Below are 26,543 nucleotides of genomic sequence, written 5' to 3'. Positions count from 1 at the left end.
TATTTGATACCAGACGAAAAGAACATCGAAAATTATCGTTTAATTTGGTTATGAAAATCAGGAACTAACAAAGATTTTTCTAATTCACCTTGTTCATTATAGAATTGTATTTGACCTTGTTCATTACATAACCATACTTCAATCGCTTGAGCTTCTAAATATAAATTCTTTTTAAATTCCATTTCCTCAAGAGTGTTACCCGTTGATTTAACTTCTATACAAATTTCTGGTGCAATAGAAGCTGATATTTCATCTTGGATTTGATCAAATCTTGCCTCTGAACACCAAACCACATCAGCTACTTTAACGCCATCTGATGTATTGATTGCACATTCTGGCATGACTTCACCAGTTTTTAATAAAGATTCTAATAAACGTTGAATTCTTCCTTGATAAAATGAATGTTTAATCTTTACAGGACTCATTACGATTTGTCCCCATTTATTCAACTCAATCTTAAAAGGTAAATCTTGTAATTGTTTATTTTCACAAACTTCTTCCCATTTCATAGTCAATTACCTAGAGGGATTATATCAATAATCATCTTAACTGATTGGTGCTTGATTATCAATTCAGACTTAGGGTATAAAATCTGTATTCAGAACTTCTGTTAAGGAGAAAGGAGGTTCTTCGGGGAATAGGTTTGAGGAAAGTTGATATTTGTTAATTGTATCTTTTCTAGCATCTTGATAACAGTCTAGAAATACATCATTTAAGATAGCTTTTAAACTGGGACTATCTGCAAGAGTATAGGCTATTTGTCGTCTTTGTTTAACAACTGTATTACGCCAACCTCTAGCGTTATATTCTTTCTCTTCTGTCCAATATTGTAGTTTTAATAAATGTTCAATTAAAACAACTAAGCGAGTTTTTAGTTCTTTCTTTTCCCTCCTTCCTATACTATCAATTTCTTCAATTAAATTCTCAATATCTAGTTGTTCTACGTTTCTTTCTTTCAATTGTTGAACTGTGGTTTGTATCCATAGGTAAAAATCTTGCTCATATAATTTTTTGTTGTTATCAACTGTCAGCATAAATGTTTCTCCTGAATCAAGTTATTGTTAACAATATTGTACAAGGAATAAAAAGGGTAAACTGATCAGTTAGCAATGCTCTATGAAATTTCAACTCATAAATTTTGAGAAATACTCTCAGAAAGAATTATTCCTATTTTCTCTCTATCCAATAGTTTGGCTTGCGTTGAAGGTGCATTACAGCTAAAATTTGAATTTTATCACCATGAACTCTGTATACTATGCCATAGGGAAATCCATCAATATGGCAACGTCTAGCATTTTGGATCATTGGTGTCCAAGCATCGGGAAAATTAACTATGCGGTTAAGTGTTCTTTCCACCGCATCAAGAAAAGTATTGCCAAGTTTAGAACTAATGTTATCGTAATATAAAGTCGCTTCTTCAAGTTCTATTTGTGCATAAGGATCAAATTCAATCAACATCACCGATTCCTTAATCTTTGTAATACTTCATCGGCTGGTATTAACGTAACTTGACCTTCATCTATTGCCTGAATGCGATTTGCAATTTCTGTTTCCCAAGCAGCCTCAACTTCAGGATTAATTTCATCAAGACTTTTGAGAAGATGTTCAGCAAGCATCGCTCTGTATAGAGGAGGTAAGGTTAATACTGCTCCAAAAATTTCGTCGTAAGTAACGTCAGCCATACAGAAAACTCCTGACAGAGTACGGTGATCGCATTTTAGCATAAATGCGCTTAACCCACCCTACAGGCTGAGAGTGAAAAGTCAATATATACCCATAAAAGACTCACGTAAATGTTAATTCTCCTATGGGAAAATATATGAGAAACAACCGTCAGCACTGCCATGAGGTAGTCTGACTTTTAATTTGTGAGTGTTACACAAAAATATTTTCTACCCACCTCTAAAGAATACCACAAGAAGCGGATGGATTGCAAGCAAAAATTTATATTAATTCTAGTATAGTCTATCCACTAATGAGATGTCAAGAGATAACAAGTAAATTAAGTAAAACCCTTATCCCGTAATAAATACGGGCATTGTTTACATACATTTAGTCGCAATAAGTAACGAAAACATAGGCGTTGTAGAAATATTATTGAGAATAAATAATAAAAAATGTCTAATTCCCAGAAAACCTTATCAGAGAAAAGTTTTAGCGATCGCCACCTTGGGTTAATGACATTCTAGAATTTGGTTAAGGTAGTTGATCGTTTTGGTTGTGTAATTGGTGATCGCCTACACCATCATCTAACCCTCACCCTGACCACCTGATTGCTTGATTAAGTAATCTAAAATTCTGTCAATTCGTTCCAAAGCCGCATTAGTAGTACGTTGAAACTCTTGATTATTTCTTTGGAACTCCTGAAACTGTCTTTCAGACTGCCTTAGTGCTTGCTGATGTAAACGCGCAATATCCGCAAGGTTGGTTACTGTTCTTTCTAATCGTGCTAATGCTTGACTGTTAGAACGGGTTTCACGTCTGACACCCTCCTGAATAGTGCGGACTAAATCAATTTCATCTCCAAGCTGATCTAATCTGCTGTCAATATCATCCAGCCTTGCGGGAAAATCTTCTAATGGCTGTGAATTACTCATAATGCCTCTTTATTTTGTAGATTTTCTTTATTTTTCTCCTTAATAGCTTTCGTAACAATGTACGCTGCTAAGTTAGCTGGTGTACGCTCCTGTTCTTCAGCTATGTTTGTAAGCTCTTTATATATTTCTTCATCCAGTGTAATTGTTACTCTAGGTCTGATAGCCATAGGGGTAATGTTTAGCAGTGATACTATTACAGTGACACTATTTTAGACTCCTGTTGCTTAAAAAATATTCTGTTGACTGCTGACGCGATTAACATCACGGGTCTACTATAGCATCAGTAGCAGCAAAAATAAACCCCCGACTTCCCAAAGAAATCGAGGATTTAAGTATTATTTAGTTAGCAGTATTGATTTAAACAGCCGCTAATTCAGGTGTAGGACGCTTGCTGTTACGGATATTCTTAATCGCTTCAGCATAATCAGGAGCATTGAACACAGCAGAACCCGCTACAATTGCATTAGCTCCTGCTTCCAAAACTTGCCAAGTATTATTGGCTTTCAGTCCACCATCAACTTCAATCCAAGGATCTAAACCGCGTTCATCACACATTTGACGCAGTTGGCGAATTTTAGGAACTACGCTAGGAATAAAGCTTTGTCCACCGAAACCGGGGTTAACGCTCATAATCAGCACTAAATCACACAGTTCCAGTACGTATTCAATTAATTCTAAAGGTGTACCGGGGTTTAGCACAACTCCAGCTTTTTTACCGAGTTCTCTGATTTGTCCCAAAGTGCGGTGAAGGTGAGGTGAAGCATTATGTTCAGCGTGTACAGAAATGATATCAGCACCAGCCTTAGCAAAACCTTCTACATACTTTTCTGGTTCCACGATCATCAAGTGGACATCCAGAGGTTTGGTTGTAATCGGACGAATCGCCTCCACAACCAGAGGACCTATTGTAATATTAGGTACAAAACGTCCGTCCATTACATCAACGTGAATCCAATCTGCTCCCGCTTTGTCTACAGCGCGAATATCGTCACCCAGACGGCTAAAGTCTGCTGATAGGATAGATGGAGAGATAACTATAGGTTTTTTAGATGGGTTTTGGGTCATGGCTAGTGGGTTCTTAAGCGTCCTCGTCTGTAAGCATTGTAACAAAATATGGAGAAATCTATTCTAATTTCAAATTGTAAAATTCAAAATTTTCAATAAAACTCCTTCTTTTGCCTCTTGCGGGAAAATTGACTATGAACAAATTTTGGATAATTTGCGGTTTGGGTGTTTCCTGTTTGACTGTGCCAGTTTTGGCATCTGTGCAGTTTGGCAGTTCGCTAGGAAGTGGTGGTATTGATGTACTGAAATTACATCAACCTCCTTACAATTTAACTGGCCGCAAAATTGCCATTGGTCAGGTAGAAATTGGTCGTCCTGGTATGTTTGGCTTGGATAAAGCGGTGTCTAAAAATCGTGCGATTTCCCCTGTGGCTGTGTTTTTACGCACTGCACCAGCTAAGTCAAATAGTGGTGTTGATCCCCATGCTTATAATGTTGCTGCGGTGATGGTAAGTCAAGATAAGGCTTGGCCGGGAGTTGCACCAGATGCAAGGCTATATTCTTCTGCTGTCGGATCTACGAAAAATATGGGTCAACCGGAAGAGTGTTTATCAACACAACATATAGCTTTACAAAATAGCGGTGATGTTCGCGCCATTAACTTTAGTTTTGGTGAACCTTTGAACCGTGACCCCAGACCAGAGGCTGTTTTGGATGGTCAAGCTTTACTAACTTTGTGTATTGACTGGTCGAGTCGGGTTCATGATGTGGTGTATGCGATCGCAGGTAACCAAGGCAAAGGCGGGATTCCCATTCCTACAGATAATTTTAACGGAATTAACGTGGCTTTTTCATCCCCAAGAGCAGGGATTTTCAATAAAGTTAACGTTTCTAATCTAGCAGGTAATAATCAAGGTGTGGGCGATCGCTTAGTTGGTAAGGAATTTAATATTGATGGACGCAGATCAATTAGTTTAGTCGCTCCCGGTAGTAATATTCCTTTACTTAATCCTGATGGCAAGTTGAATAAATCTACAGGTTCGAGTTTTGCCGCGCCTCATGTTACAGCGACGGTGGCTTTATTACAAGAATTTGCTGACCGACAGTTAAGAATTAAACAACCAAATTGGACTCTTGATGCTCGAAATCATCAAGTTATGAAAGCTGTATTATTAAATTCAACCGATAAAATTCAAGATAGAGGTGATGGTTTATGGTTGGGTATGACTAGGACTTTAGTTGATAAACAAAATCGAGATTGGTTTGCTTCTGATGCTTACAAAGATGAAAAAGTTCCCCTTGATGATCAAATGGGGACAGGTCATTTAAATGCTTTTCGTGCTTATCAACAATTTCTGCCTGGTCAATGGCAACCTACAACTTCTATTCCAGCAATTGGTTGGGATTATAATACTATTAATGCTGCATCATCTGTGGAATATAGTTTAGCAAAACCTTTAAAACACAATAGTTTTGTAGCTATTACCTTAACTTGGGATAGGTTGGTAGAATTAGAAGATAGAAATAAAAACCAAGAATATGATGTCAATGAAAGTTTTATAGATAAGGGATTAAATAACCTCGACCTTTATTTAGTCAAAGCAGACGCTCCCACAACTGAAGTCGCTACTTGTTCTTCTGTGAGTGAAATAGATAATATAGAGCATATTTTTTGTCCTGTTCCATCTGATGGAAATTATAAAATTCGGGTGCAGTTTAAACAACAAGTTAATGAACCAACTCAAGCTTATAGTTTAGCTTGGTGGACTGTTCCTGTAAATTAAAAGGATGTTATATTTCCATTAAACTTAAAATGGGATAGATCCCCGACTTCTCAAATAAGTCAGGGATGTGGGTATTAGTAGAAATGCGCGATCGCACAAAACCAAAATTGAATGTATTTCAATATCTGTTACCAAAACTGTAACGGTCAACTGTTCTTGTACTGGTAAATGCCATAGTGAACATCTGACACATAATCAGCGTCTAATTTGATGGATAGCTAAAACAACTAATGAGGTAGTAGATGAACGTATACAAATTTAGTGCTGTGCAAGAAAATTTCTTACAAAGACGGTACGCAGTGAGTTTGGGTAGACGCTACGTTTTAGCCGCTGCTAGTGTTGTGATGTTAAGTGTGTTTGGATGTTCGCAAATTGATAATAGTAGCAATTTGCTCACTAAATCTCCTCTACTTAGTCCTGAATCTAAGGGACTTCCAAAAAACAACATCTAAAATTCGCTTGTCTCTTCAACTTTGGATTTGTAATTTTAAATTGTAGATAGTTGCATCAAAAATCCAAAATTTTCAAGCTACGTTATCAGAAACACTAAGGGAATTTTTCACTTCAGCTTTTGCAGATTCTTCTGGTGTCATGGGTGCAACTATCTCTCCTGATGAGGATTCTTCGGTATCATAACGAATTACTGGAGGACGGATGGCGCTAATTATTGTTTTAATCACAACAGCGCAGGGAACCGCTACAATTACACCCAAAAGTCCGCCTATTCTCGCTCCTGTTAAGACGGAAATTAGCACCCAAACGGGATTTAAACCGGTAAAACTTCCTAAAATTCGGGGTGCAATTAGGTTTTCTAAAATTTGCTGGACTATGACGGCTGCGGCTAAGACTCTAGCTCCCATCCAAACATCTTGGAGGGATACTAATAAAGTTGTAGCAGCAATACCCACAGAACCGCCAAAGGGGATAAGAGCCATAATTCCGATGGTTAAGCCAAATAATAACCCATAAGGCACTTTTAACCACAAAAAGCTGGGTATAAGGGCAGAGGCCATACAGATAGATAGTATTAATTGGCTGATGAAGAAGTTTTGGAAACTAAGGCGTACTGTTCTGGAAAAAGGTTCACGGAATCTGCTAGGCAGCCATTCTACTAAACTTTCCCAGAGTTCACCACCATGTTGCAATAGATAAAAGGTTAATACCATTGTCAACAGAAAGTCTAGCAAGCTGGTGACGGTGACAACTGCTAGATTTAAAACTTGTCCAGCTATGGCTTGTAATTGTCCTTTGACGCGATCATTAATTTGCACGACGATCGCATCGAGATTAATTGGTAAGCCCATGCTTTCGGCTTTTTCGTTTAAAATCATTAATTGCGATCGCCCGGAGTCAATTAACTCTGGTAAGCGGGCTACAAGTTGTTGGGCTTGGGTAAGGGCTAGAGGAAAGAGGGTGACACCCAGCGCCAATAAAATGGACAAAGCCAATAAAAATACTAAGATAGCAACTTGTTCTCGCCTAGCACCGCGCCTTTCCATCCAACTAACTGGGTAGTTGAGGAGAAAAGCTAGAACTGATGCTCCGACTAAAATAGCAATCAAAGAGTGAAAATAATTGAAAATTGCCGAAATTGCCCAACCATTGAGAACTAATAGAGGAGCGAATAGCGCGATCGCCCCGATTCGCACTATTGGTGTAAATGTTTGCCACCAGTCGAGTAGCTTGCGTGTCTGCATTTTCAGAGGATTGGGGATAGAACTAAATAGAACTAAGTTAAATTCTTCTTTACAGACTATTATCTCTAACTATATGAGTCTTTTTCATTTCTCTAGTTTATAAGTAGACCCACCACAATGCACAATCTACCACCAATGGAAAATTACCCACATCCTCAAGACACAGCCACCTCTAACAAACTTTTGCTTTTATACTTAATTCCCGTGTTTGGCTTTTTCCCCTCCCTCTGGACTCTCTATCGCCGTCAGGGTAGTCGGGAACAACTAGCCGTAAGCCGTCTGTCCATTACCTTGGGTTTTACATGGATGTTGGGATACTTTTTGTTATCTTCTGGGGCGGCTACTTCGGATTTTTTGGCAATCCGTTTGTTGATTCTTAACAGTTTTTTCACATCTGGTTACTTTTTGGTGAGTATTTGGCTAATTTTCCGTGTTATCCAAGGAAAGTCTTACCGTTTACCAGGATTTAGCAATTTTGCCGAACGTATACTGCGTAAATATTAAATCTACGTCTTTTAAGTAATTAGCCCGTTAAGATATTTATTGTTGATACACAACTTTAGAGTTAATCCATCAAGCAATATGATCAAATCTGGTTTATTATTGCCGTACTTCCAGAAACCTCTCCGGATTGTCAACAGATAAATAGAAATCCGGGTAAAGGTCTTGTAGTTCCCAAGATCATAAAAAATCAGCACTATTAATTAAGATCTATCTATTATAGTCTGGTTTGTCTACATATATTGATTCGGCAAATTTACGGTATTGTATCAGTCAGTGTGAGGGAATTTGTGACTAGTCAAAGAACATCAGCAGAAAATAATAAATCAGCAAAAGCCAAAACCAGAAGTAAAACTTCTCGTAAATCAAAATCAGGGCGTTGGTTGTGGTTTGTGGTGGGTATGGGTGGGATTGCAATGGTTTCAGGTATGGCGGGGGCTTTGTTGGCAGTTTCTTGGGACAGTACGCCTTTACAGCAAGCGCAGTTGAGTGCCAAGGATGCAGCAGTTTTTGATGGCGATCGCATTTCTGGTGATGGATTCCAATTTTCCCAATTAACCCGCCCAGTTAATATCTTAGTTATGGGCATGAGTGTACTACCACCAGATGTTCAAAACCCACCCAGTGATACCAAGGAACTCAGGTATCTACCCCAAATCAATTCTTTTGACGGTCTTGCTGACGTAATGCTCTTGATCAAATTTGATCCAGAGACAAAAAAAATCGCCATGCTTTCTATTCCTAGAGATACTCGCACAGAAATTGAAGGGTTTGGAACAAAAAAAATTAACGCTGCCAATGTCGATGGTGGGCCAGCTTTAACTGCTAAAACCGTCAGTAATCTCTTGGGTGGAGTGGGAATTGACCGTTATGTCCGCATTAATGTTTTGGGGGTTGCCAAGCTGATAGATGCTTTGGGCGGAGTAACAGTGTACGTTCCCAAAGATATGAAATATCAGGATGATTCACAGCATTTATATATTAATTTAAAGGCAGGTAAACAGCATCTTAAAGGTGAACAAGCCTTACAATTACTACGCTTCCGCCATGATGAACTAGGTGATATTGGACGAATTCAGCGTCAACAAATGGTTTTGCGTTCTTTGATTGAACAAACTCTCAATCCCTCAACATTAACGCAATTGCCCCAAATTTTGAATGTAGTTAAAGATAATATTGACACTAATTTAACAGTTGAAGAATTAGTTGCATTGGTTGGTTTTGGCTCCCGAACTAATCGTTCTAATATGCAGATGTTAATGTTGCCTGGACGCTTTAGTGAAAAAAGTGAGTATGATGCCAGTTATTGGATACCCCAGAAACGAGCAATCAAAAAATTAATGGTTCAGAATTTTGGTTTAGAATCAGAATTATTAGACACCGAAACAATAGACCTTGGTGCATTGCGAGTAGCAATTCAAGATAGTACAGGTGGCGATCGCTCTCAAATCCGCCCCCTCATTACAGCCTTGGAAAAAGCCGGATATCGCAACATCTTTATCTCTAAACCATGGGGTGAACCTCTAGAAATTACCCACATCGTCGCCCAACAAGGAGACAGTGAAAGCGCCGAATCAATTCGTAATACTTTAGGATTTGGCGAAGTGCGAGTAGAAAGCACAGGTAATATCGGTTCAGATATCAGCATCCAAGTCGGTAAAGATTGGCTAGAAAACAAAGCAATTTTTGAAGCCGGAAGCAGGTAAGGGAGCAGGGGGGCAGGGGTGCAGAGGGGCAGGGGTGCAGGGGTGCAGAGGTGCAGGGGAGAATAAATAATCATTTCTTTTCTATTCCCTATTCCCTATTCCCTGTTCCCTGTTCCCTATTCCCTGTTCCCTGTTCCCTATTCCCTGTTCCCTATTCCCTGTCACCTGTCACCTAACTCCTGTTAACAAAAAGGCGTGGAATTTAATCTCACGCCTTCATTGTTATTACTTCTACAAATGTGAAGTTTTTTTAAGTAAATATCTACCAAGATGCAGCTTTACCTTTTTTATAAGGAACACCAGTAAAAGGTTGGAAACCAATTACAGGATAGGCATCATCTGTGGGGCTAAAAATTCGCATGAAGCCTTCAGAAACAAATTGAGTCATACTAGCAAGCATTTTAGTGATAGCCATAATATTTAGACTCCCTTTTTTTATGCTTTTTATCTGTGATATCTATAATTTAATGCTGATATCTATCGCTTGCTCATATTCGCAATATATTGATATTATCTGCAATGATTATTCAGATATATTCGTAATACTTTATTTTATTGTATCTGCAAACTTTTCCATTTCATTCTAATTGTAAATGTCATCGTGGTAAAGGGCATTCCCACCGCTTAATTATTGGTTTTACTATTAAAAATTATAAAATAATAGGCGTTTATCGCTTAATCAACCTGTATTTACAAGACTTTCCAGCATTATTATGCTAAGACTTGACATTAATTATGGTAGGATTTACCATAATAAGATAAGCAATTTTGCTAGGATACAGTTATATGACCACTTTTATAGATGTGGACTATGGCTACCAAAACCCAGACCTGAATCTCAGTCAAGAAGATTACAGCTTACTGACTGACCTTTATCAACTAACAATGGCAGCTTGTTACACAGGTGAAGGGATAGAACAAAAACGGGCAAGCTTTGAATTATTTGTGAGGCGCTTACCTGATGGTTTTGGCTACTTAATAGCTATGGGTTTGGCACAAGCTTTGGAATATTTGGCTAAATTCCGCTTTAATTCCGCACAAATTGCTGCTTTGCAGGAAACAGGAATTTTTACCCATGTACCTGATCGTTTTTGGTCACTATTGGCTGAAGGGGCGTTTACTGGGGATGTATGGGCTGTACCAGAAGGAACTGCGGTATTTGCCAATGAGCCATTTTTACGGGTGGAAGCACCTTTATGGCAAGCACAGTTAGTAGAAACCTATCTTTTAAACACTATTAATTACCAAACTTTAATTGCCACCAAGGCAGCTAGATTACGTGATATTGCGGGAGAAAAAGCAACACTTCTGGAATTTGGCACGCGCAGGGCTTTTAGTCCCCAAGCTTCTTTATGGGCTGCAAGGGCGGCTTTAGCTGGTGGTTTAGATGCAACTTCTAATGTGTTAGCGGCGATACAACTAAACCAAAAACCAAGTGGTACTATGGCACACGCCTTAGTTATGGCTTTGTCAGCTTTAGAAGGAAGTGAAGAACAAGCTTTTACAGCCTTTCATGAATATTTTCCCGGTGCGCCATTGTTAATTGATACCTATGATACTGTGGCTGCGGCTCAAAAGTTGGCACTGAAAGTAAAAACGGGGGAAATGAAATTAACGGGAGTGAGGTTGGATTCTGGAGATTTGGTTAGTTTATCAAAAACAGTGCGATCGCTCTTACCAGACGTTGCAATTTTTGCCAGTGGTGATTTAGATGAATGGGAAATTCAGCGACTCAAAACAGAAGGTGCAAAAATAGATGGTTATGGATTAGGAACAAAATTAGTTACCGGTTCTCCTGTGAATGGAGTTTATAAATTAGTAGATATTGATAGCATTCCAGTTATGAAAATGTCTAGCGGTAAGTTTACTTATCCAGGACGTAAGCAGATTTTTCGTGCTTTTACAGCAAATAAATTACAAGCAGATAAATTGGGTTTATCAGAGGAAAGTTTTAGTGAAGAAAAACCTTTATTACAGTTGGTGATGAAAGATGGTAAACAATTACAACCACCGGAAAGTTTAACAACAATTCGTCAACGCACTGCTGTATCAGTAGCTAGTTTACCAGAAGAAACAAGAAGATTAGAAAATCCTATTTCTGTAAAAGTTGAGATTTCTGAAATGTTGCAAAATTTGACTGAAGAAACGAAATCACAATACTAATCATAAACGCAGATAAACACAGATGAACGAATTATTAATTGACACCTGTCACCTGTCACCTATTTCCTGAACTCCTAATTCTTATGAACATTGCTTTATTTGGTACAAGTGCTGATCCACCAACTGCTGGACATCAAAAAATTCTCAAGTGGTTATCTGAAGATTTTGACTGGGTTGCAGTTTGGGCTGCTGATAATCCCTTTAAATCTCAGCAAACTCCTTTACCTCATCGGGCAGCCATGTTACAACTTTTAATCAGAGATATAGAAAATCCCAGAGATAATATTTCTTTGGAACAAGATTTGAGCAGTTGGCGAACTTTTGAAACAGTAGAAAAAGCTAAATTACGTTGGGGTGATGATGCAGAATATACTTTAGTAATTGGTTCAGATTTATTGCATCAGCTACCACGATGGTATCATATTGAAGAATTGTTAAAACAAGTGAAACTTTTAGTAATTCCCCGCCCTGGTTATGTCATAGATGATTCTAGTTTGGAAGAAATTAAGCAGTTAGGAGGAAAAATTGCGATCGCCAGTTTAACTGGTTTAGATGTTTCTTCCACAGCTTTTCGTGAACAAAAAGATCCCGAAACTCTCACTCCCCCTGTTATCGCTTATATTTATCGAGAGCATTTGTACGTTTAAATGCCAGCACGCAACCACAAAAAAAATCCCAATCCGATAAATCAACAACCTTTGGCTGATTTCAAAGTCGGTGTAGATAATGTAATTTTTTCCGTAGATACAGCCCAAAATCGGCTGTTAGTTTTATTAGTAATGCGACAGCAAGAGCCATTTTTAAATTCGTGGAGTCTTCCCGGTACTTTAGTACGTCAAGGAGAATCTTTAGAAGATGCAGCTTATCGCATAATGGCAGAAAAAATAAAAGTCAATAATCTCTATTTAGAACAACTCTATACTTTTGGTGGACCCAATCGTGATCCAAGGGAAAAAACTGATAGTTATGGAGTACGTTATTTATCAGTCAGTTACTTTGCTTTAGTCCGGTTTGAAGAAGCAGAATTAATTGCTGATAAAGTTGCTGGTATTGCGTGGTATCCAGTTAAACAAATACCCCAACTAGCATTTGATCATCATGAAATTATCACCTATGGACACAGAAGACTGAAAAATAAATTGGAATATAGCCCTGTAGCTTTTGAAGTCTTACCAGACACCTTTACTCTCAACGATTTATATCAGCTATACACCACCGTTTTAGGAGAAAATTTCTCAGATTATTCTAATTTTCGAGCGCGTTTACTCAAGCTAGGTTTTTTATCTGATACTGGAATAAAAATATCAAGAGGAGCAGGTCGTCCTGCTAGTTTATATAAATTTGATGCAGAAGCCTTTGCACCTTTTAAAGATAAACCATTAGTGTTTATATGAATTAGGTGACAGGTGACAGCTGACAGTTAAAAGGCAATAGGGAATAGAGAAAAGCAAATAATGACTTACCGATTACCAGTCACGAATCACCAATTACCAATCACCCATTACCAATTACCACTATGAAAATAGCCATTGCTCAACTTAATCCTATCATTGGTGACTTACCTGGAAATTCCCAAAAAATATTGGAATCTGCACAACAGGCAGCATCAGCAAATGCACGTTTATTATTAACACCAGAACTTTCTTTATGTGGCTATCCACCAAGGGATTTATTATTAAATCCTAGTTTTGTGGAAGCTATGAATATCACATTACAAAAATTAGCTAAAGACTTACCACCCAATTTAGCTGTATTGGTAGGAACTGTTGTCAAAAATACCGAAGCATACATTACTGGTGGTAAAACTTTATTTAACAGCATTGCTTGGCTAGAAGCAGGAAAAATCAAGCAATACTTCCACAAAAGACTACTACCAACTTACGATGTATTTGATGAAAAACGATATTTTGAACCAGGGTTACAAGCTAATTATTTTTCTTTAGATGATATCAATATTGGGGTAACAATTTGCGAAGATTTATGGAATGATGAAGAATTTTGGGGTAAACGTAGTTATGCAGTTAATCCCATTGCTGATTTATCAATTTTAGGTGTGGATTTAATTGTCAATTTATCAGCTTCACCTTACACAGTTGGTAAGCAGAAGTTACGGGAAGAAATGTTGAAACATAGTGCTGTAAATTTTCAAGAACCAGTAATTTATACTAATCAAGTCGGTGGTAATGATGATTTAATTTTTGATGGTCGCAGTTTTGCTTTAAATCTTCAAGGTGAAATTATTTGTCGTGCTAAAGGATTTGAGACTGATTTATTAGTTGTTGAGTTTGATGAAAACCAGCGAGATTTAAAATTAGATTCTATTTCTCCAATTTATGAATCTGAAGATGAAGAAATTTGGCACGCTTTGGTTTTGGGTGTGCGTGATTATGTTAATAAATGTCGCTTTTCTCAAGTCGTTTTAGGTTTAAGTGGCGGGGTTGATTCGGCTTTAGTTGCGGCTATTGCTACTGCGGCATTAGGCAAAGATAATGTTTTTGGTGTGCTGATGCCTTCTCCTTATAGTTCTGAACATTCTATTAGTGATGCTTTGGCATTAGCTGATAACTTGGGAATTAAAACTCAAATTTTACCAATTGGGGAATTAATGCAATGTTTTGATAATTCTCTGGTTGATTTATTTGCAGGAACAGAGTTTGGTATTGCAGAAGAAAACATTCAATCCCGAATTAGGGGGAATTTATTAATGGCTATAGCAAATAAATTTGGTCATTTGCTTTTATCTACTGGGAATAAATCAGAAATGGCTGTTGGTTACTGCACTCTCTATGGTGATATGAATGGTGGTTTAGCGGTAATTGCAGATGTTCCCAAAACTCGTGTTTATTCTCTTTGTCATTGGTTAAATTCCCATAGCAATAGGGAAATTATTCCCCAAAATATCCTCACTAAAGCACCAAGCGCAGAACTAAAACCTGGTCAAGTTGATCAAGATTCTCTACCTGCTTATGAAATATTAGATGATATTTTAAAACGTCTGATTCATGACCACCAATCAGCAGAACAAATAGTTGCCGCAGGACATGATTCAGCTATAGTCAATCGAGTGTTGAAAATGGTAGCAAGGGCTGAATTTAAACGCCGTCAAGCACCTCCTGGTTTGAAAATTACTGACCGCGCTTTTGGTACTGGTTGGAGAATGCCTATTGCCAGAGTGGTTATTAGTCAGTAAGGTGACTGACCTGCATGATGGTTCACGGACTGGTTATGCGATCAATATTGATAATCAAAATTTATTTAATTAGCGACAATTTAGGAAAGCAATAGTTAAAGTGGGGCGTTCCACTAATTTTATTTTTCCCCCAATAGCGCCTTGATAAACATCAAAATAGCTTCATGATTTTAGATTAAATGATTTTATAAAAGATGCACCATTAGTTTTTAATTCTTCAGGAGATGGGGTAAATACCACAGCTTCAATAGCGTGATTATCCTTGATGCAAAGCAAACTTCTTTGATAAAATAACTTGCTCTTAATTGTTAATCCTTTCTTCTTGGCTTCTCCTATGATATAAGAACTTGGCTTACCTGTTAAACTAAAATCTTGACATTTATATCCATTCTTATTAACAGCAGTTTGAGATATTTTTTTACCTTTGATAAAATTCGTTTTAATAGCGGCGTTAATTAGCAATTGTAGAAACTTTTGTAATCTATCAGGAGCTATTTTTTTAGGAAGTTTTACATCAGCTACTGTATATATAGATTCTTTTTTAATACTTGACCAATTACGTGAAGTAATTCCTTTAACGGGCGAATTAGTTTCTTCTAAAATAGCCCCCGGCATCAATATACTAAAATTTCCTTCTTTGGAGGTAAACAGTAGTCCTTGAGATGATGTAGGAGTACAAGCTGATACAATTAGTAATCCTAAATAATTAATTATCCAAAGTCGTCTTAATCTGCTAAATAAATTCATAATTATGATAGATTTGGGTAATTCTGGTTATCTATGCCTGTGTTAAATCCTGATGTACTTTATTAATGCTATGTACACACTAATGTAAACTGCTATTAGCATTATAAAAGAGTGGTGTAGTTGATCACAAGAGTTTTTAGGTGATTTATAAAAATAGGACTTACGCAAAACATAACGAAAGTAGGGGTAATTCATGAACTGCCCCTACGCGATAATCAGGTTTTTGGTCACATTGTGGGTAAGTCCTAAAAAAAATGAATGAATGTAGAGACTTTCCGTCGGAACTTCTCTACAAGGGTTAGAACACCGATTCATTAATCGTAAGGGCGAAGCATTCGGACAGAATATCAATGGTTTCAGCGATAGGTTATCACCCTAATGCTTCGCCCCTACAAAAGAAAACTCTACATATTTAATTTTTATTAGATGTCTATTAAATTTCATCGTTAGTATGCGTTAGCAGACTTTGCTTAAACAACAAGAAGACTCTCACCTACCTGAAGGGAGGCGATAAGATGAATTTTTGTGCTAGTTGCAATAATTAACCGCCTATTTCTCGTAACATGGCTTCTACTCGGTCTACACCTTCTGGGTCATTACTACTGCGATATAAATTCAGGGCTTTTCTTAAGACATTGCTGGCTTGTTGAGTTTGTCGTCGCTGTTTAAACATTGAACCCATCAACTCATAGGTGCGGGGGTTGTTCCTATCTAGGTTGATTGCTTGTTCATAAGCCCACATTGCTGATTGATAGTCTCCCAAAGTAGTTTGGGTTACACCTAAACCTAAATAAGCATTAATATTATTACGGTTTAGCTGGATGGCACGACGATAAGCTTCTTTCGCGCCTGGTGTGTCTCCTGTGTTACCTTTGATATAACCTACTGCGTAATAAAAATCACTGTTATTAGGGTCGATAGCGATCGCTCGACGGTAAGATGCTAATGCCAATGGAAAATTACCTTGTTGAGCATATAAGTAGCCAATCCCAGAATGAATTTTGGCATTTCTAGGATCTAATTTCCCTGCGTCCTGATAAACTGCGATCGCTCCATTATAATCCCCTGCATCTACTAGCCTCCGTCCTTCTTCCAGTAGTTCCTTTAACCGCGCATTACTGGCTTGAGCAACTAATACTTCTGCACCCACTGCTACCAAAGGAGTAGTAGTAACGAGAGATCCTAATAATAGAACAGTCACTAAAAATGATGTCTGTTTATACACAATAAATTTCCTTAAATTTTAATGAAGTTTTTGTTTGTACATTAAAACAAAATTCTTTCAATTTGAAAACGGTATTTTTTCACATTGACAAAATACTCCACTCAAATATAGGAATCCGGTTTGATGACTAATAGTAGTAACATGAACTCAACTTCCTTGTTATCGTTTAGGTATAAAGGTAATTGCTCAAAACTAAAATTATTGTAAGCATTCAGTTATTAATCATCATCTATCAGTTCAGGATAACGTCAAAAATACCTATTTGATCATTTGATAATTAACCAATTTCTCAAATATTCTGACTCCTGAATTCTTCCAACTGCCTTGTGTTCTCAGTTCCCCTAACTAACAACTTACGTTATTAGGATGACAACAAGATCTAAAAAGTTCCAGGCATTGTTGCCTTCTTCATCAAAAAATGCAAAATTAGAAAATATCCAGCTATTTGCTATTTATGAGGTAATTTATGCTTTTAAGTACCACCGATGTAATTCAAGGTGCTGTAATTGATTCTTATTTGGGCATAGTAACAGCCGAAGTTGTCTATGGTAGCAATTTCCTACGGGATTTCTTAGCCAGCATTCGTGATATTGTTGGTGGACGTACTGGTAGTTATGAGCGTTTATTTGAAGAAGGACAACGAAAGGCCTTAGAAGAACTAGAACAAAGAGCGCAGCGTTTAGGAGCAGATGCTGTCATCGGTATTGACATTGAGACTGGTACAATCAACGTTGACCAATCTGGAGTTTTATTACTGATTACTGCCACAGGTACAGCAGTGAAAATGCGCTAATATTTTCATCATTCTCCAATAGATAAAAAGTCTGACCGATAAATTTTGAGTTATAGTCAGACTATGATTAAATTTGATTATTTTGATTAAATTTAGATATTGAGGATAACTAAACCTAGTATTACAATGAATTGAAAATCAAAAATTAATACAGCATTGTTGTTTATGAATTTGATATGAATTTAAAATTAGTGGCTTATCTATGCCGTAATTTACTAGTTTAATTCAATTAAATTGCCCAATTTTATTCTAACTAAAGACATAGTAATTAACTCTTTCTATTGATAGATATTAAAAAGCCAAATTGGCAATTTAATTTTAAATATAAGCATAAATATACCTGATAATCTTTGCTGAAATAGCAAGGGAGCAAATAAACTATGTCATACGTAAATCGAGTAGGCGATGAAATTATTCCTGAATCTACGGTCGCTACTAGAGTAACAGAATATCGCGATCGCGTGCGTTGGGGTCCAGTTATTTCTGGTGTTTTGCTGGCTTTGACTATTCAACTAATTTTAAGTTCCTTTTTTGGGGCGCTGGGTGCAGGTAGAATAGCCGACTCTTTAGCACCAAGATCAATTGCCACAGGTATTATTAGTAATGTAGGAATTTGGTCAACTGTCGCTTTATTACTTTCCCTATTTCTTGGCGGTTGGGTAACAACTCGTGCTTGTGGACCAATGCACCGAGATACAGCCCTACTTAATGGCGCAATTCTTTGGGGAACAACCTTAGCAATTAGTTCTTTTTTATTAGCAAACGGAGTCTGGGGTGCTTTTGGTGTTGCGGCTTATAATGCTGCTGAAGTAATGAATCAACTACGACTACAAGGAAGTAACATTTCACCAAATTTACCTGCATTAACCGCTGCACAAACTCGTGAAATAGCAGCAGCAACTTCGAGAACATTATGGTGGTTTGTCTTAGGTTCTTTGTTAAGTTTAGCAGCCGCATTAATGGGTGCAGTTGTGGGCGCTCGTACACCCCGGACTAATAATTACAATCATTAACCAATTTTAGATTTGCAATTTTGGACTTCGTCGTGATTGATGAGTCTAACTATTTGGGTTTGAAAATTCAAACAATAAATTTTATATCCCTGAATTCTCACAAGAATTTGGGGATTAGATTATTACCCCAGTACCGCTCATGATATGAGTTTTTTGGCTTTATTCAACACCGCCATACTCATCTTGAATTAATTGTTGAAATCTAGGATCTTTGTTAATATCGTCAAAATCTATATCACTTGTAGCATCTTCTCTGTAGCTAGGTTTAATTTGAATAGCTTTTTGGAGATTTTCTAAAGCTAGTGGAACTTCTCTTTGTAGTGCAAAACAAGCTGCTTTATTATAATAAGCACTAGGATAATCTGGATTAATTTCTAATGCTTTGTCAAAATTTGTAATCGCTTCGTCATCTTGCCCCAATCTTACCAAAGTGTAACCGCGTTTATCCCAAATTTTGGGGGAATTAGGCTGGAATTCTAAAGCTTTATCAAAGGAAGAAATAGCATCTTCGTAATTTTCCAATTCTAGCAAAGATAACCCACGGTTTAACCAAGCTACACCATCATCAGGCTTAATTTGTGTAGCTTTATCAAAACAGTTGTAAGCTTCTTGATGTTTACCTAAATTACCACAAGCCACACCGATATCACACCAAGCTTGATGATAATTAGGATTAATTTTAATAGCTTGATTGTAAGACATAATTGCATCTTTATAGCGTTTTAATCTATTCAAAATTAAACCGCGCTTTAGCCAAATTTCTGCATCATCAGGGTTAATTTTAACGACTCGCTCATAAATTGCTAAAGCCTCATCATAGCGTTTTTCTGAAAATAGTATTTCCGCTTCTTTGATATCATCAACAGTAGAATTTTCTGGTTGTTTTTGTTCTGGGATTGTTTGCAGTTCTGGAGTAGGTTGAGGTTTGATTTCCGCGAATTCTTGTAAAATTGCATCTTTACGCTGTTGAGCATCTAGGAGGATGTTTGAAAGTTGCTCAACAAATTCAGATTCTAACTTTTCTAATTTGTCTAATTTCTGTAAAATCTTCAATTTCTGTTGTTGGACATCAGATTGAATATCAGAAAACTGAGCAGTAAATTCATTACCTGATGCTTCTAAATTATCAATTATTTCTTGTTGACGTAATTGAGCATCATTCTGTAATGTAGCAACTTCGTTACTAAATTCAGATTCTAATTTTTGCAACTTCTGTAAAATCTTCAATTTCTGTTGTTGAACATCAGATTGAATATCAGAAAACTGAGCAGTAAATTCATTACCGGATGCTTCTAAATTATCAATTATTTCTTGTTGACGTACTTGAGCATCATTTTGTAATTCTGAAATTTGGTTAATCAACTTGGCTTCTAATTTGTGTAGATTTTCCACAATCAGAACTTGCTGTTGTTGAATATCTTTCTGCACATCAATTTGAATCTGTGAAACCTGAGAGGTAAATTCACTACCAGTTTTTTCTAAATTATCAATAATTTCCTGTTGACGCAGTTGTGCAGTATTCTGTAATTCTGAGAGTTGGTGAGAAAATTCTAATTGTAATTGTACCAAACCATTAACCAGGTTATTTTTTTGGTTTTGAGCATCAGTTTGTAATTCAGCAATTTGTGATTTCAATAAATCATTTAATGTTTTAATATAATCTATAAATACGTTTTTTTGATTTTGAGTATCTAGTTGAAATTGAGATAATTGTTCAGTAAATTCCAACTGGAATTTTGATACATTTTCAAAAGTCTGTTCTTTTTGTTGTAGAGTTTCCGATTCTAAGCCATGAAGTAGAGATATCAACTGAGAACGGGATTGTTCAATATCATTAACGGTAGTATCTTTTTGATTGCCAATTTCTAACTTTATTTTAGTAAATTCAGAAACTAAATCAGCTTCTAATTTTTTGACATTTTCAATAGTTATTTTTTGTTGTTGAGCAGATATAGTTACTTGTTCTAATTGTGTATTCAATTTAAATTCTAAATTGCTGATATTTTCTTGAGCAGATGTAATTTCACGTTCTAAAGCTGTTAAAAATTCTTGTTTTGATTTTGGTAAGTCTGATAAAAGTATAGATAAATTTTCTTCTTCTCCTTGAATTGCTTGCTTGAGTTTATTAACTTCCTGTGCTAATTCTTGAGTGAGATGTTGTGATGTTTGAATCAAGTTTCCTGCATCTTGATTAACAGCCAGTAATTGAGTCTGTAATTTGTCAATTCCTTCTATTTGTTGCATTGCTCGCTCGACAATTTCCCGAATGATGGCTTTTCTTAAAAACCATACTGTAGCGATTAAAACTACTGGAAATAAACTTAAAATAGTTAACCAGATATTTAGTAGGGTATTGGTGCGAGTAAAAGCACGCTCAAAATCTGACTGTACTTGCTTTTGAATGCGGTTTTCTGTTCGCAGTCTGGTTAACTCTTCCCTTTCTGGATTTGATATTACCTGAGCAGTAGCTGATTGTTCGAGTTTTCCACTGAAAAAACTAGTAGATATCAACAGGGGTGACAATAAAATGGCGCTTTTTAAAGCTAATTTTGAAAACATGGGTTTTTTACTGTTCATTACACTTTCCCTATCTGTTGGTTAGTATTTGCAGCGGTATGTGTCTATGCAATCTATGATAAATGATGGATATCAGGTTAGTGGATCTGAGGGTGGTTGTTTGATGTTAGCAGATTTATGATTAGCGATCGCTCTATCAATAAGCTGGTAACAATGTTTGATAAAGGGATGAAAATCGTGATTATAGCTGGCTGACAAATGCTAGAGGTGTCCGAATTGTGATAGTACCAACAGAATGAACAGTAAGTAAATCAGAACGAAAAATTCATAAATCAAATCGGATCGCTATAGTTATTCAAAATCTGAGTTGAAATACTTAAATCATCCCCAAATCACCATAGAATAATTAGCGCGGTATCTTGAAGATTGAGGAAAATTCAATGACATTATTACAAGATCAAGTTGCAATTGTCACAGGTGCATCAAGAGGAATCGGACGTGCGATCGCTCTCCAACTAGCCTCTCAAGGCGCAAAAGTCGTTGTTAACTATGCCAATTCTAGTACAGCAGCAGACCAAGTAGTAGCAGAAATTATAGCAGCAGGAGGCGAAGCGATCGCCCTCCAAGCAGACGTTTCTCAATCAGATCAAGTAGATACATTGATAAAAACAACTTTAGACAAATTTAATCGCATTGATATCTTAGTCAACAATGCAGGTATTACCCGTGACACCCTGCTATTAAGAATGAAACTGGAAGAATGGCAAGCAGTAATAGATTTAAATTTAACAGGTGTATTTTTATGTACAAAAGCTGTGAGTAAAATTATGCTTAAACAACGTTCAGGACGAATTATCAACATATCATCCGTTGCTGGGCAGATGGGCAACCCTGGACAAGCCAACTACAGTGCCGCCAAAGCAGGTGTAATTGGGTTTACCAAAACCGTCGCCAAAGAACTAGCCACCCGTGGTATTACAGTAAACGCAGTTGCCCCTGGTTTTATTACCACTGACATGACCAGTGATATCAAAGCCGAAGGCATTCTGCAATACATCCCACTAGGGCGTTTTGGTCAACCAGAAGATATTGCTGGCATGGTGCGCTTTCTAGCAGCTGATCCCGCCGCAGCTTACATCACTGGACAAGTTTTTAATGTCGATGGTGGCATGGTGATGTAATTAGACAGGGGGCAGGGGAGCAGAGGGGCAGGGGAGCAGGGGAGGATGGGGGAGAAAATTAATTCTTTCTTCTTTCTTCTTCCTGACTCCTGACTCCTGACTCCTGAACTCCTGATAGCGAAGCGTGGCGTAAGCCATACTCCTGAACTCCTGAACTCCTGCTGTAATTAAGAATTACTGTGGATTCTCTGCCAGATAGTAAAACCCAAAAGCAAAATAATACTGATGGCAGAAGCCAACATCACAGATAAAGTCATACCTTGTATTCTCATTGCCAGCAAATTAAAAAACAAGGTGATTGACCAGAGAGTAAAAGCTGCATAACGTTGGGAGAAACCCCAAGCCAGCAAACGGTGGTGTAGATGGTCTTTACCGGGTGTACTCAGGGGATTTTTTCCTGCTAAAAGTCGCCGCACAAACACTTGAGTGGTGTCTAATACCGGCAACATCAGAAATAAAACCGTTGGGATCAGAGCATAAACAGTATTTTGTTGAAGTTTTCCTAATATGCTAGTTGCGGCTAGTACATAGCCAAAAAAGTATGCTCCAGCATCACCCATGATGATGCGTGAAGGGTGAAAATTGTGTCTTAAAAAGCCGAGTGCTGCACCTCCCAAAGCAGCTAAAACCAGGGTTGCTGCTGCCCGATTGTCAAACTGAGCAGAAACCCCTAACAAACTCATGGCAGTAATAAAACTGATCCCGCCAGCTAAACCATCCATCCCATCCATCAAATTAATGGCATTGGTAATACCTACTACCCACAATACTGTCAATGCCATTGACAATAGCGAGTCGATAGGTGTACCAAACGTGACTTTGATACTAATGCCATTAGCCACCAATAACAGGGCTGTGATCATCTGCGCCCACAAACGCACAGAAGGAGGTAAGCCAAATTGGTCATCAATAAAGCCAACGAGAACTAAGATTGAACCTCCCAACAGTACAGTTAATACCTGAGCTAATACGCCTTGGAGTTCAATGGGTCGTAAAAGACTGGCTAATACTAAAGCGGCAATAACACCGGCATAGATAGCCAAACCTCCGGCATTAGGTAAGGGTTCTCGGTTAAGTCGTCGAGCGTTCGGTTGATCAGCCCAACCTACCCGCAAAGCAAATTTACGGATGGCGGGAATCAAACGCCAAGTTACAAGCCAAGCCAAAATAAAAGTAAATACTACCGCCAACCAGCCGGTGCCGCTAGGGTTAGCAATACCAAGGGATCTAAGGGAGTTGTCTAAATTCATCTCCCGATTCAACCATTACTGCTAGTATCCAAAATGAGCATCAACTGTAATATTAATCAATTTTTTATGACTATTTGTAAAATTGAGTAGCTGAAACTCTTAGCACTCTTAACCTGTGAGTGCTAAATTGTCTAATGGAAGCGTTAGAAAAATTAAACATGGCAAAAATTATTGCATTTAATGAAGAATCTCGGCGGGCTTTAGAAAAGGGTATTAACCTCCTGGCCGATGCTGTGAAAATCACCTTGGGACCAAAAGGTCGTAACGTCCTGTTAGAAAAAAAATTTGGTATCCCTCAAATTGTCAACGATGGTATCACCGTTGCCAAGGAAATTGAATTAGAAGATCCTTTAGAAAATACTGGTGCTAGACTTATCCAAGAAGTAGCATCTAAAACTAAGGATATAGCTGGAGATGGGACTACAACCGCTACAGTTCTAGCACAGGCACTTGTGCGAGAAGGACTGAAAAACGTAGCAGCAGGTACAAACCCCATTGCTTTAAAGCGGGGTATAGATAAAACTGTTGAGGCGCTGGTGGCTGAAATTGCGAAAGTAGCTAAACCAGTAGAAGGAAGTGCGATCGCACAAGTAGCTACTGTTTCCGCTGGTAACGATGAAGAAGTCGGCAATATGCTGGCACAAGCAATGGAAAAAGTCACCAAAGATGGTGTCATCACCGTTGAAGAATCCAAATCCCTCACCACCGAATTAGAAGTAGTGGAAGGGATGCAGATTGACCGGGGTTACATTTCTCCCTACTTCATCACCAACAATGATCGGATGACAGTGGAATTTGAAAACGCCCGCATCCTGATTACAGACAAAAAAATCAGCGCCATTCAGGATTTAGTACCTGTACTGGAAAAAGTTGCCCGTTTAGGTCAACCTTTGTTGATCATTGCTGAAGATTTAGAAGGTGATGCTTTAGCAACTTTAGTAGTGAACAAAGCACGGGGCGTTTTAGCCGTTGCAGCCATTAAAGCCCCTGGTTTTGGCGAACGTCGCAAAGCATTATTACAAGATATTGCCATTCTCACCGATGGCCAGATGATTTCTGAAGAAATCGGCTTGAGCTTGGATACAGCTACTTTGGAAATGTTGGGTACAGCCCGCAAAATCACCATTGATAAGGAAAATACCACCATAGTGGCTGGTAGTTCCACCAAACCAGAAGTGCAGAAGCGAATCGCCCAAATTCGCAAACAGTTGGAAGAAACAGATTCCGACTACGATAGCGAAAAACTCCAAGAACGCATCGCCAAGCTGGCTGGTGGTGTGGCAGTAATTAAAGTGGGCGCAGCCACCGAAACCGAACTCAAAGACCGTAAACTGCGGATTGAAGACGCTCTCAACGCCACCAAAGCCGCAGTAGAAGAAGGTATTGTTCCCGGTGGTGGTACAACCTTAATTCACCTGTCTACAAAAGTAGATGCGATTAAGAATAGCCTCAACGCTGAAGAAAAAATTGGCGCTGAGATTGTGCAAAGAGCATTAGAAGCACCTTTACGGCAAATTGCAGACAATGCTGGTGCTGAAGGTTCTGTCATTGTTTCTAGAGTTAAAGAAACCGACATTAACATCGGCTACAACGCTGCTACTGGAGAATTTGAAGATTTGATCGCCGCAGGTATTATTGACCCTGCCAAAGTTGTCCGTTCTGCATTGCAAAACGCCGCTTCTATCGCAGGTATGGTTTTAACCACCGAAGCGATCGTGGTTGAAAAGCCTGAAAAGAAAGCTGCTGCACCTGACGCTGGTATGGGCGGCATGGGCGGCATGGGCGGTATGGGCGGTATGGGCGGCATGGGCGGCATGGGTGGTATGGGTATGTTCTAATCACCCTTGTTCCAAATAAATAAAGTGTAATTTTTTCTACAGTTTGTCTTGACAAAAAGGCAAACTGTTTTTTATACAGGGAACAGGGAATAGGTGACAGGTGACATAAACTGAGGTTAGTTTCGTGATCAAAAGCGGATTGCTAATTGGTGACTGCTCAAAAATAGGTAAAATTTGATGATTAAAAAAATTCGCCGTCTTCCTAAAAACATCAATAAACTCACGTCTATACAAGACTATTATCACCAACCAGGAACTATTCCAGGCACAATAATTATTGATGAAAATGCTGTCCAGCCAAATATTATTTTGATTGATTACAACCAAACAGAATTGATTCGTGTACAAATAAACAACCCAGAAGATTGTAATAATTATTTAGATACTGAATCAGTTTCTTGGGTTGACGTTCAAGGTTTAGGAAATCGAGATATCTTAGAAAGATTGGGGCAGGTTTTTGATTTGCATCCTCTGGTTTTAGAAGATGTGGTAAATATGGCAGAGCGTCCAAAAATTGAAGACTATGAAGACCAATTATTGATTATCGCTCGCATGGTAGTACCAAAAGAAAGAAACTTTGGTTTTCATAGTGAGCAAGTAAGTTTAGTCTTGGGCAAACATTATTTACTTACAGTTCAAGAAGAACCGGAATATGATTGTTTTGACGGAGTAAGAACACGAATTGAAAAAAACAAAGGCATAATTCGTAAACAAGGAGCAGACTATTTAGCTTATTCTCTATTGGATTCGATTGTTGATGGTTTTTTTCCAGTCCTAGAACTCTATGGAGAACGCATAGAAGAATTAGAGGAAGAGGTAATTGTTAAGCCTACGCCGCAAACATTACAACAAATCTACAAAATTAGGAGAGAATTATTACAATTACGTCGAGCAATTTGGCCTCAAAGGGATGCAATTAATTCTTTGATTAGAGATAGTAGTCAAATAATTAGTGATGATGTAAGAATCTATCTAAGAGACTGTTATGATCATACTGTACAAGTTATGGATATGGTGGAAACTTACCGAGAATTGGCTTCTGGATTAATGGATGTCTATCTTTCAGCAGTTAGTAATAAAATGAATGAAATCATGAAATTACTAACGGTAGTTTCATCAATTTTTATTCCGCTAACCTTTGTGGCGGGAATATATGGGATGAATTTTAATACTGAAAAATCACCATATAATATGCCCGAATTAAATTGGTATTGGGGATATCCATTATGTCTGGGATTGATGGCATTAATATCTGGTGGGTTAATGATATTTTTTTGGCAAAAGGGTTGGCTATCTAATTCATTTCAAATTAAGTAAACATAAAGTTTCAAAATCA

The 26,543-nt window shown here is 37.8% G+C and carries 25 protein-coding genes and 1 pseudogene; 13 read left to right on the top strand and 13 right to left on the bottom strand.

Translation table 11 applies throughout. The annotated features are described in order from the left end of the window. Nucleotides 1–32: 32 nt before the first annotated feature. The 7 genes from ACLLO5_RS04750 to rpe form a co-directional block, all read right to left on the bottom strand. On the bottom strand, nucleotides 33–509 hold the full coding sequence (locus ACLLO5_RS04750) for a Uma2 family endonuclease (RefSeq protein ID WP_413174334.1): 477 nt from the start codon (nucleotides 507–509) through the stop codon (nucleotides 33–35). Nucleotides 510–578: 69 nt separating this feature from the next. Beyond that, nucleotides 579–1,034 carry a DUF29 domain-containing protein gene (locus ACLLO5_RS04745; protein ID WP_413174333.1) on the bottom strand — a complete coding sequence of 152 codons (456 nt, stop codon included), beginning with the start codon at nucleotides 1,032–1,034 and terminating at the stop codon, nucleotides 579–581. Nucleotides 1,035–1,167: 133 nt separating this feature from the next. Next, the gene (locus tag ACLLO5_RS04740) at nucleotides 1,168–1,458 is read right to left on the bottom strand and encodes a type II toxin-antitoxin system RelE/ParE family toxin (protein ID WP_413174332.1); all 291 of its coding nucleotides are present in this window, start codon (nucleotides 1,456–1,458) and stop codon (nucleotides 1,168–1,170) included. Beyond that, nucleotides 1,458–1,682, bottom strand: coding sequence for an addiction module protein (locus ACLLO5_RS04735; protein WP_200321180.1), 225 nt, complete (start codon nucleotides 1,680–1,682; stop codon nucleotides 1,458–1,460). Before ACLLO5_RS04735 ends, ACLLO5_RS04740 begins: the two co-directional genes overlap by 1 nt. Before the next feature lie 567 nt (nucleotides 1,683–2,249). Further along, entirely contained in the window at nucleotides 2,250–2,597 is a 348-nt protein-coding gene (locus ACLLO5_RS04730) for a hypothetical protein (protein WP_413174331.1), read from the bottom strand. Then, nucleotides 2,594–2,764: a ribbon-helix-helix domain-containing protein gene (locus tag ACLLO5_RS04725; RefSeq protein ID WP_413174330.1), complete on the bottom strand. Its 171-nt coding sequence runs from the start codon at nucleotides 2,762–2,764 to the stop codon at nucleotides 2,594–2,596. Before ACLLO5_RS04725 ends, ACLLO5_RS04730 begins: the two co-directional genes overlap by 4 nt. A 190-nt stretch (nucleotides 2,765–2,954) precedes the next feature. After that, nucleotides 2,955–3,662 (bottom strand): ribulose-phosphate 3-epimerase, encoded by a 708-nt coding sequence (rpe, locus tag ACLLO5_RS04720; RefSeq protein ID WP_413174329.1) that lies wholly within the window; start codon nucleotides 3,660–3,662, stop codon nucleotides 2,955–2,957. A 134-nt stretch (nucleotides 3,663–3,796) separates the two neighbouring features. Between rpe and ACLLO5_RS04715 the strand changes: the two genes are divergently transcribed. Both ACLLO5_RS04715 and ACLLO5_RS04710 read left to right on the top strand, forming a co-directional pair. Beyond that, nucleotides 3,797–5,386, top strand: coding sequence for a S8 family serine peptidase (locus tag ACLLO5_RS04715; RefSeq protein WP_413174328.1), 1,590 nt, complete (start codon nucleotides 3,797–3,799; stop codon nucleotides 5,384–5,386). 242 nt (nucleotides 5,387–5,628) lie between these two features. Next, nucleotides 5,629–5,838, top strand: a complete 210-nt coding sequence (locus ACLLO5_RS04710) for a proteinase inhibitor I4 serpin (protein WP_413174327.1) — start codon at nucleotides 5,629–5,631, stop codon at nucleotides 5,836–5,838. Between the two features lie 72 nt (nucleotides 5,839–5,910). Here the strand turns inward: ACLLO5_RS04710 and ACLLO5_RS04705 are convergent, their stop codons facing one another. Then, a complete protein-coding gene (locus tag ACLLO5_RS04705) occupies nucleotides 5,911–7,083 on the bottom strand; it encodes an AI-2E family transporter (protein WP_413174326.1) in 1,173 nt (390 codons plus the stop codon). 117 nt (nucleotides 7,084–7,200) lie between these two features. Here ACLLO5_RS04705 and ACLLO5_RS04700 point away from each other — a divergent pair, with 117 nt between their 5' ends. Continuing rightward, the gene (locus ACLLO5_RS04700) at nucleotides 7,201–7,587 is read left to right on the top strand and encodes a hypothetical protein (RefSeq protein ID WP_413174325.1); all 387 of its coding nucleotides are present in this window, start codon (nucleotides 7,201–7,203) and stop codon (nucleotides 7,585–7,587) included. Between the two features lie 287 nt (nucleotides 7,588–7,874). After that, nucleotides 7,875–9,290, top strand: coding sequence for an LCP family protein (locus ACLLO5_RS04695; protein WP_413174324.1), 1,416 nt, complete (start codon nucleotides 7,875–7,877; stop codon nucleotides 9,288–9,290). 262 nt (nucleotides 9,291–9,552) lie between these two features. Here ACLLO5_RS04695 and ACLLO5_RS04690 read toward each other — a convergent pair whose 3' ends face one another. Beyond that, nucleotides 9,553–9,705 carry a nicotinate phosphoribosyltransferase gene (locus tag ACLLO5_RS04690; RefSeq protein ID WP_413174323.1) on the bottom strand — a complete coding sequence of 51 codons (153 nt, stop codon included), beginning with the start codon at nucleotides 9,703–9,705 and terminating at the stop codon, nucleotides 9,553–9,555. 371 nt (nucleotides 9,706–10,076) lie between these two features. On the opposite strand from ACLLO5_RS04690, the gene ACLLO5_RS04685 reads away from it, so the two are divergent. The 4 genes and pseudogenes from ACLLO5_RS04685 to ACLLO5_RS04670 all read left to right on the top strand — a co-directional run bounded on the left by ACLLO5_RS04685 (nucleotide 10,077) and on the right by ACLLO5_RS04670 (nucleotide 14,643). Continuing rightward, nucleotides 10,077–11,453, top strand: coding sequence for a nicotinate phosphoribosyltransferase (locus ACLLO5_RS04685; RefSeq protein WP_413174322.1), 1,377 nt, complete (start codon nucleotides 10,077–10,079; stop codon nucleotides 11,451–11,453). A gap of 83 nt (nucleotides 11,454–11,536) precedes the next feature. Further along, a pseudogene (locus tag ACLLO5_RS04680) lies at nucleotides 11,537–12,140 on the top strand (nicotinate-nucleotide adenylyltransferase). Then, a complete protein-coding gene (locus tag ACLLO5_RS04675) occupies nucleotides 12,101–12,847 on the top strand; it encodes an NUDIX hydrolase (protein ID WP_413174321.1) in 747 nt (248 codons plus the stop codon). The pseudogene ACLLO5_RS04680 and the gene ACLLO5_RS04675 overlap by 40 nt, the downstream one beginning before the upstream one ends. 122 nt (nucleotides 12,848–12,969) lie before the next feature. Further along, nucleotides 12,970–14,643, top strand: coding sequence for an NAD+ synthase (locus ACLLO5_RS04670; RefSeq protein WP_413174320.1), 1,674 nt, complete (start codon nucleotides 12,970–12,972; stop codon nucleotides 14,641–14,643). A 162-nt stretch (nucleotides 14,644–14,805) separates the two neighbouring features. Here the strand turns inward: ACLLO5_RS04670 and ACLLO5_RS04665 are convergent, their stop codons facing one another. Both ACLLO5_RS04665 and ACLLO5_RS04660 read right to left on the bottom strand, forming a co-directional pair. After that, nucleotides 14,806–15,390: a hypothetical protein gene (locus ACLLO5_RS04665; RefSeq protein ID WP_413174319.1), complete on the bottom strand. Its 585-nt coding sequence runs from the start codon at nucleotides 15,388–15,390 to the stop codon at nucleotides 14,806–14,808. 541 nt (nucleotides 15,391–15,931) lie between these two features. Then, nucleotides 15,932–16,615, bottom strand: coding sequence for a tetratricopeptide repeat protein (locus tag ACLLO5_RS04660; RefSeq protein WP_413174318.1), 684 nt, complete (start codon nucleotides 16,613–16,615; stop codon nucleotides 15,932–15,934). 466 nt (nucleotides 16,616–17,081) lie between these two features. Here ACLLO5_RS04660 and ACLLO5_RS04655 point away from each other — a divergent pair, with 466 nt between their 5' ends. Then, nucleotides 17,082–17,408, top strand: a complete 327-nt coding sequence (locus ACLLO5_RS04655) for a YbjQ family protein (protein ID WP_413174317.1) — start codon at nucleotides 17,082–17,084, stop codon at nucleotides 17,406–17,408. A 380-nt stretch (nucleotides 17,409–17,788) separates the two neighbouring features. Beyond that, nucleotides 17,789–18,421 carry a hypothetical protein gene (locus tag ACLLO5_RS04650; RefSeq protein ID WP_413174316.1) on the top strand — a complete coding sequence of 211 codons (633 nt, stop codon included), beginning with the start codon at nucleotides 17,789–17,791 and terminating at the stop codon, nucleotides 18,419–18,421. A gap of 159 nt (nucleotides 18,422–18,580) precedes the next feature. On the opposite strand, the gene ACLLO5_RS04645 is transcribed toward ACLLO5_RS04650, so the two are convergent. After that, a complete protein-coding gene (locus ACLLO5_RS04645) occupies nucleotides 18,581–20,998 on the bottom strand; it encodes a tetratricopeptide repeat protein (RefSeq protein ID WP_413174315.1) in 2,418 nt (805 codons plus the stop codon). 380 nt (nucleotides 20,999–21,378) lie between these two features. On the opposite strand from ACLLO5_RS04645, the gene fabG reads away from it, so the two are divergent. Next, complete coding sequence (gene fabG / locus ACLLO5_RS04640; protein ID WP_413174314.1) at nucleotides 21,379–22,119, top strand: 3-oxoacyl-[acyl-carrier-protein] reductase; 741 nt, start codon at nucleotides 21,379–21,381, stop codon at nucleotides 22,117–22,119. A 167-nt stretch (nucleotides 22,120–22,286) separates the two neighbouring features. On the opposite strand, the gene ACLLO5_RS04635 is transcribed toward fabG, so the two are convergent. After that, entirely contained in the window at nucleotides 22,287–23,369 is a 1,083-nt protein-coding gene (locus ACLLO5_RS04635; protein ID WP_413174313.1) for an MraY family glycosyltransferase, read from the bottom strand. A gap of 158 nt (nucleotides 23,370–23,527) precedes the next feature. Here ACLLO5_RS04635 and groL point away from each other — a divergent pair, with 158 nt between their 5' ends. Together groL and corA are read left to right on the top strand one after the other, a co-directional pair. Then, nucleotides 23,528–25,207 carry a chaperonin GroEL gene (gene groL / locus ACLLO5_RS04630; RefSeq protein ID WP_413174312.1) on the top strand — a complete coding sequence of 560 codons (1,680 nt, stop codon included), beginning with the start codon at nucleotides 23,528–23,530 and terminating at the stop codon, nucleotides 25,205–25,207. A 177-nt stretch (nucleotides 25,208–25,384) separates the two neighbouring features. Beyond that, a complete protein-coding gene (corA, locus tag ACLLO5_RS04625; protein ID WP_413174311.1) occupies nucleotides 25,385–26,524 on the top strand; it encodes a magnesium/cobalt transporter CorA in 1,140 nt (379 codons plus the stop codon). The last annotated feature ends 19 nt before the right edge of the window (nucleotides 26,525–26,543 follow it).

The sequence above is a fragment of the Anabaena azotica SJ-1 genome (assembly GCF_047275885.1).
Lineage (GTDB): Bacteria > Cyanobacteriota > Cyanobacteriia > Cyanobacteriales > Nostocaceae > Trichormus_B > Trichormus_B azotica_A.
Note: the sequence above shows the minus strand (reverse complement) of the source record. Positions and strands in the feature narration are given on the sequence as shown.

Coding starts and splice junctions, on each gene's coding strand:
- ACLLO5_RS04710 (WP_413174327.1), top strand. CDS start 5,629: ATGAACGTATACAAATTTAGTGCTGTGCAAGAAAATTTCTTACAAAGA.
- ACLLO5_RS04670 (WP_413174320.1), top strand. CDS start 12,970: ATGAAAATAGCCATTGCTCAACTTAATCCTATCATTGGTGACTTACCT.
- fabG (WP_413174314.1), top strand. CDS start 21,379: ATGACATTATTACAAGATCAAGTTGCAATTGTCACAGGTGCATCAAGA.
- ACLLO5_RS04725 (WP_413174330.1), bottom strand. CDS start 2,764: ATGGCTATCAGACCTAGAGTAACAATTACACTGGATGAAGAAATATAT.
- ACLLO5_RS04750 (WP_413174334.1), bottom strand. CDS start 509: ATGAAATGGGAAGAAGTTTGTGAAAATAAACAATTACAAGATTTACCT.
- ACLLO5_RS04715 (WP_413174328.1), top strand. CDS start 3,797: ATGAACAAATTTTGGATAATTTGCGGTTTGGGTGTTTCCTGTTTGACT.
- ACLLO5_RS04700 (WP_413174325.1), top strand. CDS start 7,201: ATGCACAATCTACCACCAATGGAAAATTACCCACATCCTCAAGACACA.
- ACLLO5_RS04685 (WP_413174322.1), top strand. CDS start 10,077: ATGACCACTTTTATAGATGTGGACTATGGCTACCAAAACCCAGACCTG.
- ACLLO5_RS04705 (WP_413174326.1), bottom strand. CDS start 7,083: ATGCAGACACGCAAGCTACTCGACTGGTGGCAAACATTTACACCAATA.
- ACLLO5_RS04690 (WP_413174323.1), bottom strand. CDS start 9,705: ATGGCTATCACTAAAATGCTTGCTAGTATGACTCAATTTGTTTCTGAA.
- ACLLO5_RS04645 (WP_413174315.1), bottom strand. CDS start 20,998: ATGAACAGTAAAAAACCCATGTTTTCAAAATTAGCTTTAAAAAGCGCC.
- ACLLO5_RS04735 (WP_200321180.1), bottom strand. CDS start 1,682: ATGGCTGACGTTACTTACGACGAAATTTTTGGAGCAGTATTAACCTTA.
- ACLLO5_RS04675 (WP_413174321.1), top strand. CDS start 12,101: ATGCCAGCACGCAACCACAAAAAAAATCCCAATCCGATAAATCAACAA.
- ACLLO5_RS04650 (WP_413174316.1), top strand. CDS start 17,789: ATGTCATACGTAAATCGAGTAGGCGATGAAATTATTCCTGAATCTACG.
- ACLLO5_RS04665 (WP_413174319.1), bottom strand. CDS start 15,390: ATGAATTTATTTAGCAGATTAAGACGACTTTGGATAATTAATTATTTA.
- corA (WP_413174311.1), top strand. CDS start 25,385: ATGATTAAAAAAATTCGCCGTCTTCCTAAAAACATCAATAAACTCACG.
- ACLLO5_RS04635 (WP_413174313.1), bottom strand. CDS start 23,369: ATGAATTTAGACAACTCCCTTAGATCCCTTGGTATTGCTAACCCTAGC.
- ACLLO5_RS04745 (WP_413174333.1), bottom strand. CDS start 1,034: ATGCTGACAGTTGATAACAACAAAAAATTATATGAGCAAGATTTTTAC.
- rpe (WP_413174329.1), bottom strand. CDS start 3,662: ATGACCCAAAACCCATCTAAAAAACCTATAGTTATCTCTCCATCTATC.
- ACLLO5_RS04730 (WP_413174331.1), bottom strand. CDS start 2,597: ATGAGTAATTCACAGCCATTAGAAGATTTTCCCGCAAGGCTGGATGAT.
- ACLLO5_RS04740 (WP_413174332.1), bottom strand. CDS start 1,458: ATGTTGATTGAATTTGATCCTTATGCACAAATAGAACTTGAAGAAGCG.
- ACLLO5_RS04655 (WP_413174317.1), top strand. CDS start 17,082: ATGCTTTTAAGTACCACCGATGTAATTCAAGGTGCTGTAATTGATTCT.
- groL (WP_413174312.1), top strand. CDS start 23,528: ATGGCAAAAATTATTGCATTTAATGAAGAATCTCGGCGGGCTTTAGAA.